This window comes from Prauserella endophytica, assembly GCF_005146945.1.
Lineage (GTDB): Bacteria > Actinomycetota > Actinomycetes > Mycobacteriales > Pseudonocardiaceae > Prauserella_A > Prauserella_A endophytica.
Genome location: NZ_SWMS01000005.1, coordinates 209,562 through 225,400 on the forward strand (window position 1 = coordinate 209,562; position 15,839 = coordinate 225,400).

A 15,839-nucleotide genomic window follows, 5' to 3' on the forward strand; every position below is an offset into this window, starting at 1 on the left:
TCCAGCCATGCGCCGCACGCTCTTGGTGACGAACGACTTCCCGCCCCGGCCGGGTGGAATCCAGTCCTATCTGCACGCACTGGCCACCCGGCTGCCCGCCGACGACCTGGTGGTCTACGCGCCGTCGTGGGAGCGCGGTTCCGGCTCGCACCGGGCGTTCGACGCCGAGGCTCCGTTCGAAGTCGTCCGGCATCCCACCTCTCTCATGCTGCCTACGCCGGATGTGTTGCGGCGAGCCAGGAAAACCCTCCGCGCCCGAGGCTGTGAGGCCGTGTGGTTCGGTGCGGCGGCCCCGCTCGCGCTACTCGGTAGTCCACTGAGGACAGCCGGAGCGCAGCGCGTGGTGGCCTGCACTCACGGCCACGAGGTCGGCTGGTCAATGCTTCCGGCCGCACGCCAGGCGTTGCGGCGCATCGGCGACACCGCCGACGTGGTGACCTACGTCAGCGACTACACGCGCCGCCGGTTCGCTGCGGCCTTCGGCCCGCTCGCCGGCCTCGAGCACCTGCCCTCCGGCGTCGACCCCGACCGGTTCCGGCCCGACGACGCGGCGCGCGAGGAGATTCGCAAACGTCACGACCTCGGCGACCGGCCCGTCATGGTGTGCGTGTCCCGGCTCGTGCCCCGCAAGGGGCAGGACATGCTCGTGCGCGCACTGCCCGAGCTGCGCAGGCGGGTTCCGGACGCGGCGCTGCTGCTCGTCGGCGGGGGCCCCTACCGCAAGCGGCTCACCGAGCTGGCCCGCGAGAACGGCGTCGAGCAGCACGTGGTGCTCACGGGCTCGGTGCCGTGGGAGGAGCTGCCCGCGCACTACGCGGCGGGTGACGTCTTCGCGATGCCGGCGAGGACGCGGGGCAAGGGGCTCGACGTGGAGGGCCTCGGCATCGTCTACCTGGAGGCGTCGGCGACGGGGCTGCCCGTGGTGGCGGGCAACTCGGGCGGTGCGCCGGAGACCGTGCTCGACGAGGTGACCGGGCACGTCGTTGACGGGCGCAGGCTTGATCAGCTCGTGGACACCGTCGCCCCGCTGCTCGCGGATCCGGTGCGCGCGCGGCGCATGGGCGAGGCAGGCCGCGCTTGGGTCAGCGAGCACTGGCGGTGGGACATCCTGGCGAGCCGGCTCGCGGCGATGCTCGACGGAACCCCGGTCACGCAGGCGGGCTGATCCGCATCGCCGGGTTGCGCGGATGGTCCATCCGCACCACGACGTCCGCCGTCTCGTCGGGCCGCACCTCCCGGTCGTAGCGCGTGTACGCGGGCAGTGCCCATGCCTCGTCGCGGGGCAGCGTCCGCTCGCGTGCGGCGGGGGAGAGCCACAGGTGGACGGCGAGTTCGACCGCGAGGCCCCGGCCCAGCAGCAGCTCGCCGTCGAGCAGCAGCACGGCCCCGTTCGGCAGCCGCGTGCGGCGCAGGCGGTGGGCGCGGTCGCGGTCGCGGTCCCACAGCGCGGGCAGCACCTCGCCGCTGCCGTCCGGCGCGAGCGGGTCGAGCACCTCGCGCCGCAGCGCGGAGACGTCGAGCCAGTCCTCGTAGCGGACGTCCGGGTCGTGACGGCCCCGTTCGAGCCGCAGTGACGCCGGGCGCAGGAAGTCCCACGCCGACACACGCAGCACCTCGCGGCCGAGCACGCGCAGCGGGTCGACGAGTGCGTCGGCCAGCCGAGCCGGTTCCGGGCCCGCTCCGTCGACGACGACCCTGGTCCACGGACGCGCGGGCAGGTCCGCGATGCGGTCGGTGAGCTCGTCGACGAGCCGTTCCGGCGAGATGGGCCGGTAGCTCACGGTGTCACCCCCGTGAGCACCGTGTCGACCAGCTCGCGCACGGCCGCCTTGCGCGGGCTCTCGCCCCGGCCCAGCACGCGCAGCCAGAGCGCCCCGGCGAGCAGATCCATGATCAGCTTCGGGTCGGCGTCGGCGCGCAGCTCGCCGCGTTCGACGGCGCGCTCGAACACCACCCGCTCCCTGCGCAGCCGGTCGGCGAAGAATGCGCGGGCGAACGCGGCGAGCTCGGGCCGGTGGGTCGCGGCGCCCAGCACCGCGGTGACCACGGCCCCCGTCGCCCTGCCCGTGAGCAGCCGCAGGATCTGCTCGACCAGCGCGCACAGGTCCTCGCGGAGGGTCCCGGTGTCGGGCACGTTCAGCTCGAGCAGATTCGCGTCGGTGAGCGCCGCGCCCAGCAGTGCGTCCTTCGACGGCCACCAGCGGTAGATCGTCGTCTTGTTCACGCCCGAACGGGCCGCGACGCCCTCGATGGTGAGGCCGTCGTAGCCGCGTTCGGTGAGGAGCGCGAGCGTGGCGGCGTACACGTCCTCCGCTCGGCGCGGTCCGCTGGCCGGCATCGGCCTATACTACAACGCAACGGTGCGTTGCGTTGTGAGGAGTCGTGCGATGGCAGGAAAAGACGTGGTGCCGAAGTCGGTCACGTGGGGGCTGTTCGTCGCCTGGGCGGTGCACGACGCCGAGGAGCTGGTGACGATGCCAGGCTGGGTGGGCCGGTCCCGGCAGCGACTGACCACACGGCTGCCGTGGGTGCCCGCACGGGTGTGGGACCGGCTCGACGTGTCGCGAACGCACGCCACGGTCGCGATCGGGCTCATGGGCGGGGTGCTGGCCGCCGCGTCGTTCGCCGGGGCCCGCACGGGCGGCCGCAGCGGTCTCTACCAGGCGGTGCTGACCGGCTTCGGCTGGCACTCGCTGACCCACGTCGCGCAGGCCGTCGCCACCGGTGGGTATGCGCCGGGCGTGGTGACCGCGCCGACGGTGGTGGCGCCCTTTTCGTTGTGGGCCCGGCGAAAGCTGCGTGCGGCCGGGATCGACCGCGACGGCGGCGCGTGGTCGCTCGTCCTGCTGCCCGTGGTGCTCGCCGCCGTGCACGGCGCCGCGAGCCGGATAGAGGGGCACTCGCGCGCGGGCTGAACCGTTGAACGGGTGCGGACGAACCGAAGCGGGGAGGCAGGCGTGGACTTCGGGACCAGGCTCGGTGACGACTTCGTGCAGGACCCGCACCGGATCGGGCGGCTGCTGCGGGAGGAGGGGCCGGTGCGCCAGGTGACTCTGCGCCGCGGCCTGCCCGCGTGGCTCGTCACCTCCTACGCCGAGGCCAGGTCGCTGCTCGCGGACCCGAGGCTCGCGAAGGACGCGAGCAAACGCCCGCAGCTGTTCCCGCGCGCGGCGACCGGGGATGAGCCCTCGCCGTTCTCCCGCATGATCGCGGCGCACCTGCTCAACAGCGACCCGCCCGACCACACTCGCCTGCGCAGGCTCGTCGCCAAGGCGTTCACCGGCAGGACCGTCGCGCGCCTGCGCCCGCGCATCGAGCAGATCGCCGACGAGCTGCTCGACGACCTCGCCGGCTCGGCAGAGGTGGACCTGGTGGAGTCCTATGCGTTTCCCTTGCCCATCACGGTGATCTGCGAGCTGCTCGGCGTGCCGAGCGAGGACCGGGATCGCTTCCGCGCGTGGTCGGCGACGCTGATCTCGCCTGCCGACGCGGACGAGCTCGGCCGCGCCTCCCACGAGCTGGCCGCCTACCTGATCACGTTGCTTGACCGCAAACGCGAGGCACCGGCGGACGACCTGCTGTCGGACCTCGTGCACACCTCCGACGAGGGCGACCAGCTGTCGCAGGCCGAGCTGGTGTCCATGGCCTTCCTGTTGCTGGTGGCCGGCCACGAGACGACCGTGAGCCTGATCGCGAACGGGGTGCTCGCGCTGCTGCGCGAGCCGGATCAGCTCGCGGCCCTGCGGGCCGATCCGTCGCTGTTGCCCGGCGCCGTCGAGGAGTTCCTCCGCTTCGACGGGCCCATCAATCTCGCGACGCTGCGCTACACCACCGAGCCGGTGCGCGTCGGTGACGTGGAGCTACCCGAGAACGCGTTCGTGCTGGTCTCGCTGCTGGCCGCCAACCGCGACGAGGCGCGGTTTCCCGATCCGGACCGGCTCGACATCACGCGGTCCGCGAACGGGCATCTCGCGTTCGGTCACGGTATCCACTACTGCGTCGGCGCGCCGCTGGCGCGGCTGGAAGGCGAGATCGCGATCGGCAGGCTGCTCCACCGGTTCGGTGACCTACGGCTCGCCGGGGCCGAGGACGGCCTGCGCTGGCGCGACAGCACGCTCGTGCACGCGCTGGAGTCGCTTCGCGTGCGGCTGAGCTGAGGCGGGGCGGCGCACATCACGTCCTCGCACCGGCGGCCGCGCCTACAGTGCTGCCATGCGTCAGGACGAGCTGCTCGCACTCGATGCCGAGCACGTGTGGCACCCGTACGGCCCGATGCCGGCGACGGTGCCTCCGCTGCTGGTCAGCGAGGCCGAGGGCGTTCGGATCCGCCTCGCCGACGGGCGCGAGCTGATCGACGGCATGTCGTCGTGGTGGGCCGCGATCCACGGCTACCGGCACCCGGTCCTCGACGCGGCACTCACCGAACAGGCGGGGCGCATGAGCCACGTGATGTTCGGCGGGCTGACCCACGAGCCCGCGATCCGGCTCGCCACCACGCTCGTCGACCTCGCGCCCGACGGCCTGCGGCACGTCTTCCTGTGCGACTCGGGATCGGTCTCGGTGGAGGTCGCCGTCAAGATGTGCCTGCAGTACCAGCGCTCCCTGGGCAGGCCGGGCAAGCGCAGGCTGCTGACCTGGCGCGGCGGCTACCACGGGGACACGTTCCACCCGATGAGCGTGTGCGACCCCGAGGGCGGCATGCACGCGCTGTGGCGTGGGGTGCTGCCGGAGCAGGTGTTCGTGCCCGCGCCGCCCCCTGGCTTCGCGGCCGGACTCGATCAGTCCTATGTGGACGAGCTGGTCCGTGCGGTAGAGCGGAACGCGGACGAGCTGGCCGCTGTGATCGTCGAACCGGTCGTCCAGGGCGCGGGCGGGATGCGGTTCCACAGCCCGGAGTACCTGCGCGTGCTGCGCGAGGTCACCGAGGCGAACGACGTGCTGCTGGTGTTCGACGAGATCGCCACGGGCTTCGGGCGCACCGGCCGGATGTTCGCCGCCGAGCACGCCGGCGTGACGCCGGACGTGCTGTGTGTCGGCAAGGCGCTGACCGGCGGCTACCTCACCATGGCCGCCGCGCTGTGCACGCCGGAGCTGGCCGCCGGGATCTCGCGTGGCGAGCTGCCCGTGCTCGCGCACGGCCCGACGTTCATGGGGAATCCGCTGTCCTGCGCCGTCGCGAACGCGTCTCTCGGCCTGCTCGCCAAGGGCACGTGGCGCGACGACGTTCGCCGCATCGAAAGCCTGCTGCGTGCCGGACTGGCCCCGGCGGCCGACGTGCCCGGGGTGGTGGACGTCCGCGTGCTCGGAGCGATCGGCGTGGTGCAGCTCGACCGCCAGGTGGATCTGGCGAGGGCGACGGCGGCCCTCGTCGAGCGGGGCGTCTGGCTGCGCCCGTTCCGCGATCTCCTCTACACCATGCCGCCGTACGTCGCAGCTGACGACGACGTTGCGCGGGTTGCTGACGCCATGGTCCAGACCGCGCGAGCGGTGTGATTGCTTCAAGATCACCTTTTCGGGTCGAGCCGCGCGGAAGGCCTGATCGTCGATCACTTCCTGCTGCCTGATTTCCGTGTGCTGTCAATGGATCGAGTGAGATCTAGACCACTTCTCGTGGGTGTTGTTCACAGGCAGGTGTCCTCTTTGTAGTGACGCACTGGTGAGGAGAACATGAGAGGGTCTTTCGATAGCGGACAAATCGCACACTCTTCGGTTATCTAGTGGTGAGTCCATCGAGCGCGCACCGCGCTTCGCGGTCGCCGGGGACCGCGGACGACTTCACCGAATGCGAAGCCCCTTCGCAACCGCTACCTAGGAGAGTGATGCATGACGCGGAACGTTGATCACGACAACAAGGGGAGTGAGGCCGAACGCGCCCGCCCCCGGCTGCCGCTGAGCACCGTCCTGCGCCACGACGTCCCGGCTTCCCTCGTCGTCTTCCTGGTGGCGGTGCCGCTGTCACTGGGCATCGCGCTCGCCTCCGGAGCGCCGATCGTGGCCGGACTGATCGCCGCCATCGTCGGCGGTGTCGTCGCGGGCGCGCTCGGCGGCGCGCCACTGCAGGTGAGCGGGCCCGCCGCGGGGCTGACGGTGGTCATGGCCGAGACGATCAACCAGTTCGGCTGGGTCGTCACGTGCGCCATCACCGTCGCCGCCGGTGCTCTCCAGGTCCTTTTCGGACTGAGTCGCGTCGCGCGTGCGGCGCTCGCCATCTCCCCTGCCATCGTGCACGGCATGCTCGCCGGCATCGGCGTGACGATCGTGCTGGGGCAGCTGCACATCGTGCTCGGCGGCGAGGCGCAGAGCTCCGCCATCGACAACGTGCTCGAGCTGCCGGGCCAGATCATCGACCTCCACGACACGGCCGCGCTGCTGGGCCTGCTGACCATCGCCCTGCTGCTGTTGTGGAGCAGGCTGCCCGCGGTCGTGCGGAAGGTGCCCGCGCCGCTGGCCGCCATCACGCTGGTCACCGTCCTCGCGATGGTCACGGGCGCGTCGGCCGAGCGCGTCGACCTGCCCAGCGAGGTGATGGAGCTCAGCTTCGTGCCGATCTTCCCGGACGGCGGCTGGTTCGACTTCGGTGTCGCGGTGCTGACGATCGCGCTCATCGCGAGCGTGGAGACGCTGCTCTCCGCCGTGGCCGTGGACAAGATGCACACGGGGCCGAGGGCGAACCTGAACCGGGAGCTCGTGGGTCAGGGCTTCGGCAACATGGCCTCCGGTTCGCTCGGCGGCCTGCCGATCGCCGGCGTCATCGTGCGCAGCTCCACCAACGTCGCCGCGGGCGCGCGCACGCGGCTCTCGACCATCCTGCACGGGCTGTGGATCGTGCTGTTCGTCGTCGCGCTCGCCGGGGTGGTCGAGAGCATCCCGCTGGCCGCGCTCGCCGGACTGCTGGTGCACGTCGGGGCGAAGCTCGTGAACATGGCTCACATCCGGCAGGTGCTCAAGCACGGCGACCTGCCCCTGTACCTCGTGACGCTGCTCGGCGTCGTGGTGATCGACCTGCTCACCGGTGTTCTCATCGGAATCGCGTTCTCACTGCTGCTGATGCTGCGCCGCACGATGTGGTCGGGCATCCACGCCGAAGGCAAGGGCAACCACCGGCGGATCGTCGTCGAGGGCGTGCTCACCTTCCTCTCCGTGCCCCGGCTGTCCACTGTGCTCAACTCGATCCCCGAGGGCAGCCACGTCACGCTGGAGCTCGTGGTCGACTACCTCGATCACGCGTCGTTCGAGTGCCTTTCCAACTGGCTGGACGCCCACGAGCGCGCCGGCGGCACCGTGGTGGTCGACGAGATCGGGCACCCGTGGTTCGCCAACGGCAAGTCCGACTCCCCCACCGTGCGCAGGGACGCCGTCGAGCCGTCGGCACCGCGCTGGCTGGCCCCGTGGTCGGAGTGGATGGCCAAGGACGCCGACGTGGAGATCCCCGACCAGCGCACCGAGCCGCTGCGCAGGGGCACGTCGGAGTTCCAGGCCCGCACAGCGCCGCTCGTGCAGGAGACGCTGAGCAGGCTGGCGAGCGGACAGCAGCCGCACACGCTGTTCATCACGTGTGCCGACGCCCGGATCGTGCCGAACGTGATCACCACGAGCGGCCCCGGTGACCTGTTCACCGTGCGCAACGTGGGCAACTTCGTGCCGGAGCCCGGCGACGAGACCGCGGCCGACGACGCGTCGGTGGGCGCCTCCATCGAGTACGCCGTGAGCGTGCTGAGGGTCCGCGAGATCGTGGTGTGCGGGCACTCCTCGTGCGGCGCCATGAAGGCGCTCGTCGGGGATGTTCCCGACGGCATGCCGTCACTGGAGCGCTGGCTCCGGCACGGCGAGCCGAGCAGACGGCGGTACGCCACGGCCGGCACGGTGACACTCGACGGGCAGGTGCCGGACCTCCCCGGCGACCGGCTCGCGCTGCACAACGTGCTCCAGCAGCTCGACCACCTGCGCCGGTACCCGATCATCGCCGAGGCCGAGAGCAGGGGCGAGCTGCGGCTCACCGGCATGTACTTCGACGTCGGAAACGCGCAGGTCCACCTGCTCGACGCCGACTCGTCGGGGTTCGAGCCCGCCGGGACGGAGCGCCCGGTACGGACCGGCTGATCGAGTCCGTACCACTCGGTATTAGTGTCGTGAGCCGTGACCGTGCTGGTGATCTCTGGAACGGGGACCGGCGTCGGCAAGACCGTGGTGACCGCGGCGATCGCCGCGCTCGCCAGGGACCGCGGCGACGGCGTGGCCGTGCTCAAGCCCGCGCAGACCGGCGTGGCCCCGGACCAACCGGGTGACCTCGCCGATGTGCGGCGTCTGGCTGGCGACGTCGAGACCCGGGAACTGCGCCGTTATCCGGACGCGCTGTCCCCGGAAGCCGCGGCGAGGCGTAGCGGCCTGCAGCCGGTCACCCCGGCGCAGGCCGCTCGTGCCGCGGGTGAGCTGCACGAGCGGCACGACCTGGTCCTCGTGGAGGGTGCGGGCGGGCTGCTCGTGCGGTTCGACCCGGTCGGCGGGACGCTCGCCGACGTCGCGTGGTCGGTGGGCGCCGCCGTGCTGATCGTGGCCGAGGCCGGGCTCGGCACGCTCAACGCCACCGCGCTCACGGCCGAGGTCGCCACGCGAAGGGGGCTCGACGTGGCCGGCGTGATCATCGGTTCCTGGCCCTCGGTTCCGGATCTGGCGGCGCGCAGCAACGTCGCCGACCTGCCCGTCGCGGCCGGTGCGCCACTGCTCGGCGTCCTCCCCGAGGGGCTCGGCTCCGCCACCAGGGAGGAGTTTCTCGAGGAGGCGCGCCGCGGGCTGTCGCCGTGGTTCGGCGGCGAGTTCGACCCTGACTGCTTCGCCGGAAGCGTCTCCGCCCAGACGTGACGCAGGTCGCTCCGCCGGCGGGGCCGGGCTGCGGGACACTCTGCTCGCACGTGACCTCGCCCGCGAAGGAGCTGCCGTGACGGCCGCGACAACCACGCCGCGCATCCTCTCGATCGCCCGTGAGCAGGTGCTCGAAGGAGGCAGGGGACTCTCCCAGCCGCAGCTGCTCGAGGTGCTGCGCCTGCCCGACGAGCATCTGTCCGGTCTGCTCGCGCTCGCGCACGAGGTGCGGATGCGGTGGTGTGGTCCCGAGGTGGAGGTCGAGGGAATCGTCAGCCTCAAGACCGGGGGCTGTCCCGAGGACTGCCACTTCTGCTCGCAGTCGGGCCGCTTCCCGACGCCGGTGCGCTCGGCGTGGCTCGACATCCCCGGCCTCGTCAAGGCGGCGGAGGAGACGGCGGCCACCGGGGCCACCGAGTTCTGCATCGTCGCCGCCGTCCGCGGCCCGGACGCGCGGCTGCTCGCCCAGGTGCGCGACGGGATCCGGGCGATCCGGGAGTCCGGCAACGACATCCAGATCGCGTGTTCGCTGGGAATGCTGACGCAGGAGCAGGTGGACGAGCTCGTCGCCATGGGCGTGCACCGGTACAACCACAACCTCGAGACCGCGCGCTCGCATTTCCCCGAGGTGGTCACCACGCACACGTGGGAGGAGCGCTGGGAGACCCTGCGGATGGTCCGCGACGCGGGCATGGAGGTGTGCAGCGGCGGCATCATCGGCATGGGGGAGAGCGACGAGCAGCGTGCTGAGTTCGCGGCGCAGCTCGCCGAGCTCGAACCCGACGAGGTGCCGATGAACTTCCTCATCCCGCAGCCCGGCACGCCGTACGAGGCCTACCCGGTGGTCGAGGGCAGGGACGCGCTGCGCGTCGTCGCGGCGTTCCGGCTCGCGATGCCGCGCACGATGCTGCGCTTCGCGGGCGGACGGGAGCTCACGCTGGGCGACCTCGGCGCCGAGCGGGGCATGCTCGGCGGCATCAACGCGATCATCGTCGGCAACTACCTGACCAACCTCGGCAGGCCCGCGCAGCAGGACCTCGACATGCTGAGCGAGCTGAGAATGCCGATCAAGGCGCTCAGCGAAACCCTGTGAACGAGTTCTGCGTGCACTGCGGGCAACCCGAGAGCAGGGACCACACGGCCTGCCGCACACCCCGCGCCTCGCTCGAACCGCCGCGCTACTGCGGGCGGTGTGCCCGAAGGATGATCGTGCAGGTGACGCCGTCGGGTTGGTCGGCGCGGTGCAGCAGGCACGGCGACACCACGTCGGCGACGGCGACCGGTTAGGGTGAGTCACCCCGAGTAAGGATCCGTCGTGGCGCGCGAAGGAGGCCGCGAGTGCCCGAGCAGCAGGCCCAGGCCACCTGGTTCGCGCAAGCGTTCGCCGGGGTGCGGCAGGAGCCGCCGAAGGTGATCGTCAAGGCGGACCTGCTGCCCGCCGTCAGCGTGCTGTCGATGGTGGGCCTGCTGGGCATCCCGCTCGGCTGGATCTGGTCACTGCTGGCGCCGCCGCTGCGCATGCGGGTGCTGAGCGCCGACGCCGATCCGGTGCCCCTGCAGCTGGAGAGCTGGCACCGGTTCGACGACCTGGCGATCTTCGTGCTGATGGGCCTGGTCACCGGGCTGATCGTGGGCGTGGCGGTGTGGTTCCTGCGGGAGCGCAGGGGGCCGGTGGTGCTCTTCGCCGCGGTGGCGGGGTCGTTGCTCGCCGCGTGGCTTGGCGCGCGCATGGGCGTCGCCTTCGCCGAGGGCCGCTACGCGCTGCCGAACCCGCCCGCGGTCGGCGACATCATCGAGAAGGCGCCCGTGCTCGAGAGCGGCTGGACGCTGCTCGCGCAGCCGTTGACCACGGCCTTGGCCTACGGCCTGCTCGCGACGTGGAACAGCCGGGACGACCTCGGCCGTCGCCTGGCGTAGGGACGGGTGCGGGCTAGTTCAGGCTTGGTTTCGAGGCGTTGTCGACTTCCGTGAACGGGGCGGGCACCGCGCGCAGCTCCGACAGGAACCCGGCCTCCCTGGTGAGCAGCTTGCACACCGTGCGCAGCCTGCGCAGCGGGTTGCGCTCCTCCAGCAGTGCCTGCCGGTCGGCCAGCGGCAGCAGGCAGTCGGACGCGAGCAGGTAGGCCAGCTCCTCCGGGCTCGTTTCCGGCGGGGGAGCATCCCAGCCGTCACGCTCCCAGGCCGACGCGCAGTAGCGGTGGTGGGCCGCCCTGGCCAGGTCGCCGAGCCGCGCGGCCACCTCCTCACTGCCGGAGGGCAGCGGGTGGTCGTCGACCCATTCGACGGTGCCGACGAGGTAGGGCGCGGAGCGCGCGTCCATGTCCACCAGCCGGAACCGTCGCGCGCCGGTGGTGACGATGTCGAACCGTCCGTCGGGCAGGCGCTTGGCCTGCCGCAGCCGGGCCGCGCAGCCGACCACGTGCACGTGCTCGAGCTCCTCGACCTCCCTCACCAGCGCGGTCTTGATCGCGACGATGCCGAAGAGGCGGTCGGGAACGGTCTCGGTGACGAGGTCGATGGTCAGCTGACGGTAGCGCGGCTCGAAGATGTGCAACGGCAGATGCGCCCCCGGGAGCAACACGGTCTGCAACGGGAACAGGGGCAGCGTCGTAGTCGTCGTCGGTCTGCCTTCCGGTCTCGAGTCGGCCACGCGTTCACGTTACGGCGTCGGAGCGGGCCGCGCGCGTTCGAGAACGCTTGTCCGGCTTGGGAGATGGCGGTTTGAAGACCGCGAACGGGTCGGTGACCTGCATGTCGTCGTGCGCGAACGAGTACAGCGCCGCGGGCCTGCCACCGGCCTTTCCGGACGGGGCGGTGCAACCGGTCGGGACGAGCAGCCCGCGTCGCGACAGCACGCGCTGGAGGTTGGTCGCCGACACCCGGTAGCCGAGCGCGGCCGAGTACAACCCGCTGAGCGCGGAGATCGTGAACTCCTTGGGCGCCAGCGCGAACCCGAGGTTGGTGTAGCTCAGCTTCGCGCGCAGCCGGTCGCGGGCCCGCAGCACGATCGCCTGGTGGTCGAAGGCGGTGCGGGGCAGCGAGTCCACGGGGTGCCACGCGGTGTCCTCGGGCACCTCGGGGTCTACGCCCCACGGCACGAGGCCGAGGAACGCCGTCGCGACCACGCGCGGTCCCGGAACGCGGTACGGGTCGCTGAACACCGCCAGCTGCTCGACGTGCGTCAGCTGTTGGATGTCGACCTTCTCCGCGAGCTGGCGGCGGATCGAGGCCTCCACGTCCTCGTCCGGCCGGAGCCTGCCGCCCGGCAGCGACCAGCGCCCGACGTGCGGATCGAGCGCGCGCCGCCACAGCAGCACCCGCAGTGTGTCGTAACGCACTTGCAATACCGCCGCAAGAACCTCGTGTGCCAGGGGGTTGTTGCTGTTAATATGAGACCGCACGGTTTTCGATTATAAGGCGAAAACTACGGCAGGCAACCGGAGGATCGACATGACGGTTCAGGCGGAGGCGTTCGTTCCCTACGGGGGTGTGGAGGCCGATGCGGCCTGGGTCGACGAGGTGCGCAGGCTCGCGAAAGAGCGCGACGCGGTGCTGCTCGCGCACAATTACCAGCTTCCCGAGATCCAGGAGATCGCCGATCACACGGGGGACTCCCTCGCGCTGAGCAGGATCGCGGCGGCCAGCGACGCCTCGACCATCGTTTTCTGCGGCGTGCACTTCATGGCGGAGACCGCGAAGATCCTGGCCCCGGAGAAGACGGTGCTGATCCCGGACGCGCGGGCGGGCTGCTCGCTCGCCGACTCGATCACCGGGGAGCAGCTGCGCGCCTGGAAGGCGGAGCACCCCGGCGCCGTAGTGGTCTCGTACGTGAACACCACCGCCGAGGTCAAGGCCGAGACCGACATCTGCTGCACGTCGTCCAACGCCGTCGACGTCGTCGCCTCGATTCCCGAGGACCGCGAGGTGCTGTTCTGCCCCGACCAGTTCCTGGGCGCGCACGTCAAGCGCGTGACGGGGCGGGAGAACCTGCACATCTGGGCGGGCGAATGCCACGTGCACGCGGGCATCAACGGCCCCGAGCTGGCCGAGCGTGCCGCGGCGTCGCCGGAGGCCGATCTGTTCATCCACCCCGAGTGCGGGTGCGCCACCTCGGCGCTCTATCTCGCGGGTGAGGGCGCCGTGGCGCCCGACCGCGTCAAGATCCTCTCCACCGGCGACATGCTGCACGCCGCGCGCGAGACGAACGCGTCGTCGGTGCTCGTCGCCACCGAGGTCGGCATGCTGCACCAGCTGCGCAAGGCCGCGCCCGAGATCGACTTCCGCGCGGTGAACGACCGCGCGTCGTGCCGCTACATGAAGATGATCACCCCCGCCGCGCTGCTGCGTTCGCTGCGCGAGGGTGCCGACGAGGTGCACGTCGACCCGGAGACGGCCGCGAGGGCCAGCGCCTCGGTCCAGCGGATGATCGAGATCGGCAAGCCTGGCGGCGGGGAATGAGCGACCCGGTTATCGACGCGGAAGCGAAAACCGGACAGAACCTCCAGTGGGAGGCGGCCGCCGACCTGGTGGTGCTCGGCAGCGGTGTGGCCGGCCTGACCGCCGCGCTGCGGGCCAGGGAGCTCGGCCTGCGGGTGCTGGTGGTCACCAAGGCGGCCGTCGCCGACGGCAACACCCGCTGGGCGCAGGGCGGCGTGGCCGTGGTCCTCGACGGCGAGCACGGTGAACCCGACCAGGGCGACACGGTGGCCGCGCACGCGGCCGACACCGTCACCGCGGGCGCGGGGCTGTGCGACGACGACGCCGTCGGCACGATCATCGGCGCGGGCCCCGCCGCGGTCGCGCGACTGCGGGGCAGGGGCGCCGAGTTCGACGCCGGTTCCTCCGGCCTCGCCAGGACCAGGGAGGGCGGCCACAGCGCGTTCCGCGTGATCCACGCCGGGGGCGACGCGACCGGCGCCGAGGTGGAGCGCGCGCTCGTCGCCGCGGCGGGCGAGCACGGGATCCCCGTGCTGGAGCGGCACCTCGCGGTCGACGCGCTGCGCACGGCGGCGGGCGCGGTGGCGGGGGTGACGGTGCTCGACCCGGCAGGCGTGCCCGGCGTGCTGCGCGCGCCCGCCGTGCTGCTGGCCACGGGCGGCTTCGGCCAGCTCTACCAGGCCACGTCCAACCCGGAGATCGCGACCGGCGACGGCCTCGCGCTCGCGCTGCGGGCCGGTGCGCTCATCGCCGACATCGAGTTCGTGCAGTTCCACCCGACCGTGCTCTACACGCCGGGCGCGCGGGGCCGCTGCCCGCTCGTCACCGAGGCGGTGCGCGGCGAAGGCGCGGTGCTGCTCGACGGAGCGGGCGAGCGCGTGATGACCGGCGTGCACCCGCTGGCCGACCTCGCACCGCGCGACGTCGTCTCGGCGGCGATCACGCGCCGGATGGCGCAGGCCCCCGGCGGGGTCGACGACCACGTCTTTCTCGACGCCACGGGCATCTCCGGCTTCGCGCGGCGGTTCCCGACCGTCCACGCGGCGTGCCTCGCCGCGGGCACCGACCCGCTGCGTGAGCCGATCCCGGTGACGCCGGCCGCGCACTTCGCGTGCGGCGGCGTGGTGACCGGAACCGATGGCCGCACGGGCGTGACCGGGCTGTACGCGGCGGGCGAGGTGGCCCGCACCGGGCTGCACGGCGCCAACCGGCTCGCCTCCAACAGCCTGCTCGAAGGGCTCGTCGTGGGGGAGCGGGCGGCCGAGGCCGTGGCCGCCGACCTGGCGGCGGGCGTGCTGGCCAAGCCGCGGCACGGGCTGACTCCCGGGGCCGCGTGCGTGCCGGTGGCCGACCGCGACGCGGTGCAGCGCGTGATGAGCCGCTACGCGGCGATCGGGCGCGACGCCGACGGTCTCGCCGCCGCGGGCTCGGTGCTCGACCTGTCGGCCGTGGACTGTCCGCTGTGGACACACGAGGCAGTGGAGGACGCGGCGCTCACGATGCTGGCGCAGGCGTTGCTGGCGGCCGCGGCGCGGCGCACCGAGTCGCGCGGCTGCCACGTGCGCACGGACGCCCCGGAGCGAGACGACGCGACGTGGCGGCGCAGCCAGCTGATCAGGCTCAGCCCGTCCGGCCAGCCCGTGCTGGCGGACCCGGTACTGGAGGGAGCGGCGTGAGGCCACCCGACCTCGACGACCTGCGGCGCGTGGTCGCCACCGCGCTGGAGGAGGACCTGCGCTACGGCCCCGACGCCACCACGGCCGCGACCGTGCCCGAGACGGCCGTGGCCACCGCGGAGCTGACCCCGCGCGTGCCCGGTGTGCTTTCGGGGGTGCCCGCCGCGCTCGCGGTGTTCGACGCCGTGCTCGGCGACGGCTACGAGGTGCTCGCCAAGCGTGAGGACGGCGGTCGCCTCGTCGCGGGGGAGCCCGCGCTCGTGGTGCGGGGGCCCGTGCGCGGCCTGCTTACCGCCGAGCGCACGGCGCTCAACCTGCTGTGCCATCTCTCGGGCATCGCGACCGCGACGGCGGGGTGGGTGTCGGCGGTGGAGGGCACCGGCTGCGCGATCCGCGACTCGCGCAAGACGTTGCCGGGCCTGCGGTTGCTGGAGAAGTACGCCGTGCGCTGCGGCGGCGGCGTGAACCACCGGCTGGGCCTCGGCGACGCCGTGCTGATCAAGGACAACCACGTGGTGGCGGCGGGCTCCGTCGCCGAGGCGCTGCGGCTGGCCCGTGAGCACGCGGCTGGGCTGGCGTGCGAGGTGGAGGTGGACGACCTCGCCCAGCTCGCCGAGGCGCTCGACGCGGGCGCCGACGAGGTGTTGCTCGACAACTTCACGCCCGAGGACTGCGCGAGGGCGGTTCGCCTGCGCGACGAGACGTCGCCGAAGACGCGGCTCGAGTCCTCCGGCGGGCTGCGGCTGGAGAACGCGCGCGCCTATGCCGAGTCCGGTGTGGACTACCTCGCTGTCGGCGCCCTCACCCATTCGGCGCAGGCGCTCGACCTCGGTATGGACCTGAAGTAGAGCGCGGGCCGCCGTCACG

Annotated in this window: 16 protein-coding genes; 12 read left to right on the plus strand and 4 right to left on the minus strand. The window is 72.2% G+C overall.

Translation table 11 applies throughout. The features are described 5' to 3' along the window. Nucleotides 1-7 precede the first annotated feature (7 nt). Nucleotides 8-1,165 carry a glycosyltransferase family 4 protein gene (locus FCN18_RS12025; RefSeq protein ID WP_112275063.1) on the plus strand — a complete coding sequence of 386 codons (1,158 nt, stop codon included), beginning with the start codon at nt 8-10 and terminating at the stop codon, nt 1,163-1,165. Here the strand turns inward: FCN18_RS12025 and FCN18_RS12030 are convergent. Further along, nucleotides 1,149-1,781 (minus strand): nucleoside/nucleotide kinase family protein, encoded by a 633-nt coding sequence (locus tag FCN18_RS12030; protein ID WP_112275065.1) that lies wholly within the window; start codon nt 1,779-1,781, stop codon nt 1,149-1,151. The two genes, FCN18_RS12025 and FCN18_RS12030, sit on opposite strands and share 17 nt — an antisense overlap. Further along, nucleotides 1,778-2,338, minus strand: coding sequence for a TetR/AcrR family transcriptional regulator (locus FCN18_RS12035; RefSeq protein WP_113642471.1), 561 nt, complete (start codon nt 2,336-2,338; stop codon nt 1,778-1,780). Before FCN18_RS12035 ends, FCN18_RS12030 begins: the two co-directional genes overlap by 4 nt. Before the next feature lie 49 nt (nt 2,339-2,387). On the opposite strand from FCN18_RS12035, the gene FCN18_RS12040 reads away from it, so the two are divergent. The 8 genes from FCN18_RS12040 (at nt 2,388) to FCN18_RS12075 (ending at nt 10,776) form a co-directional block, all read left to right on the plus strand. Next, nucleotides 2,388-2,915, plus strand: a complete 528-nt coding sequence (locus FCN18_RS12040; protein ID WP_112275069.1) for an HXXEE domain-containing protein — start codon at nt 2,388-2,390, stop codon at nt 2,913-2,915. Between the two features lie 42 nt (nt 2,916-2,957). Next, nucleotides 2,958-4,157 carry a cytochrome P450 family protein gene (locus tag FCN18_RS12045; protein WP_113642473.1) on the plus strand — a complete coding sequence of 400 codons (1,200 nt, stop codon included), beginning with the start codon at nt 2,958-2,960 and terminating at the stop codon, nt 4,155-4,157. A 55-nt stretch (nt 4,158-4,212) separates the two neighbouring features. Then, nucleotides 4,213-5,493 (plus strand): adenosylmethionine--8-amino-7-oxononanoate transaminase, encoded by a 1,281-nt coding sequence (locus FCN18_RS12050; protein ID WP_137094963.1) that lies wholly within the window; start codon nt 4,213-4,215, stop codon nt 5,491-5,493. A gap of 330 nt (nt 5,494-5,823) precedes the next feature. Next, a complete protein-coding gene (locus FCN18_RS12055) occupies nt 5,824-8,100 on the plus strand; it encodes a SulP family inorganic anion transporter (protein WP_137094964.1) in 2,277 nt (758 codons plus the stop codon). Nucleotides 8,101-8,136: 36 nt separating this feature from the next. Further along, entirely contained in the window at nt 8,137-8,859 is a 723-nt protein-coding gene (gene bioD / locus FCN18_RS12060; RefSeq protein WP_112275077.1) for a dethiobiotin synthase, read from the plus strand. Between the two features lie 76 nt (nt 8,860-8,935). Continuing rightward, nucleotides 8,936-9,952: a biotin synthase BioB gene (gene bioB / locus FCN18_RS12065; protein WP_112275079.1), complete on the plus strand. Its 1,017-nt coding sequence runs from the start codon at nt 8,936-8,938 to the stop codon at nt 9,950-9,952. Further along, nucleotides 9,949-10,146, plus strand: coding sequence for a biotin synthase auxiliary protein BsaP (gene bsaP / locus FCN18_RS40110; protein ID WP_112275081.1), 198 nt, complete (start codon nt 9,949-9,951; stop codon nt 10,144-10,146). The genes bioB and bsaP overlap by 4 nt, the downstream gene beginning before the upstream one ends. Nucleotides 10,147-10,197: 51 nt before the next feature. Next, nucleotides 10,198-10,776, plus strand: coding sequence for a DUF2567 domain-containing protein (locus FCN18_RS12075; RefSeq protein WP_369973581.1), 579 nt, complete (start codon nt 10,198-10,200; stop codon nt 10,774-10,776). A gap of 13 nt (nt 10,777-10,789) precedes the next feature. Here the strand turns inward: FCN18_RS12075 and FCN18_RS12080 are convergent, their stop codons facing one another. Next, nucleotides 10,790-11,509, minus strand: a complete 720-nt coding sequence (locus FCN18_RS12080; protein WP_112275083.1) for an LON peptidase substrate-binding domain-containing protein — start codon at nt 11,507-11,509, stop codon at nt 10,790-10,792. Between the two features lie 4 nt (nt 11,510-11,513). Then, nucleotides 11,514-12,197, minus strand: a complete 684-nt coding sequence (locus FCN18_RS12085; protein ID WP_112275085.1) for an NUDIX hydrolase — start codon at nt 12,195-12,197, stop codon at nt 11,514-11,516. Nucleotides 12,198-12,309: 112 nt separating this feature from the next. On the opposite strand from FCN18_RS12085, the gene nadA reads away from it, so the two are divergent. From nadA to nadC, 3 genes are read left to right on the plus strand one after another with little or no spacing between them, the layout of a single operon-like run. Further along, nucleotides 12,310-13,317, plus strand: a complete 1,008-nt coding sequence (nadA, locus tag FCN18_RS12090) for a quinolinate synthase NadA (protein WP_112275087.1) — start codon at nt 12,310-12,312, stop codon at nt 13,315-13,317. Next, the gene (locus FCN18_RS12095; RefSeq protein ID WP_137094967.1) at nt 13,314-14,972 is read left to right on the plus strand and encodes an L-aspartate oxidase; all 1,659 of its coding nucleotides are present in this window, start codon (nt 13,314-13,316) and stop codon (nt 14,970-14,972) included. The genes nadA and FCN18_RS12095 overlap by 4 nt, the downstream gene beginning before the upstream one ends. Next, complete coding sequence (nadC, locus tag FCN18_RS12100) at nt 14,969-15,820, plus strand: carboxylating nicotinate-nucleotide diphosphorylase (RefSeq protein WP_137094969.1); 852 nt, start codon at nt 14,969-14,971, stop codon at nt 15,818-15,820. Before FCN18_RS12095 ends, nadC begins: the two co-directional genes overlap by 4 nt. Nucleotides 15,821-15,839: the final 19 nt, after the last annotated feature.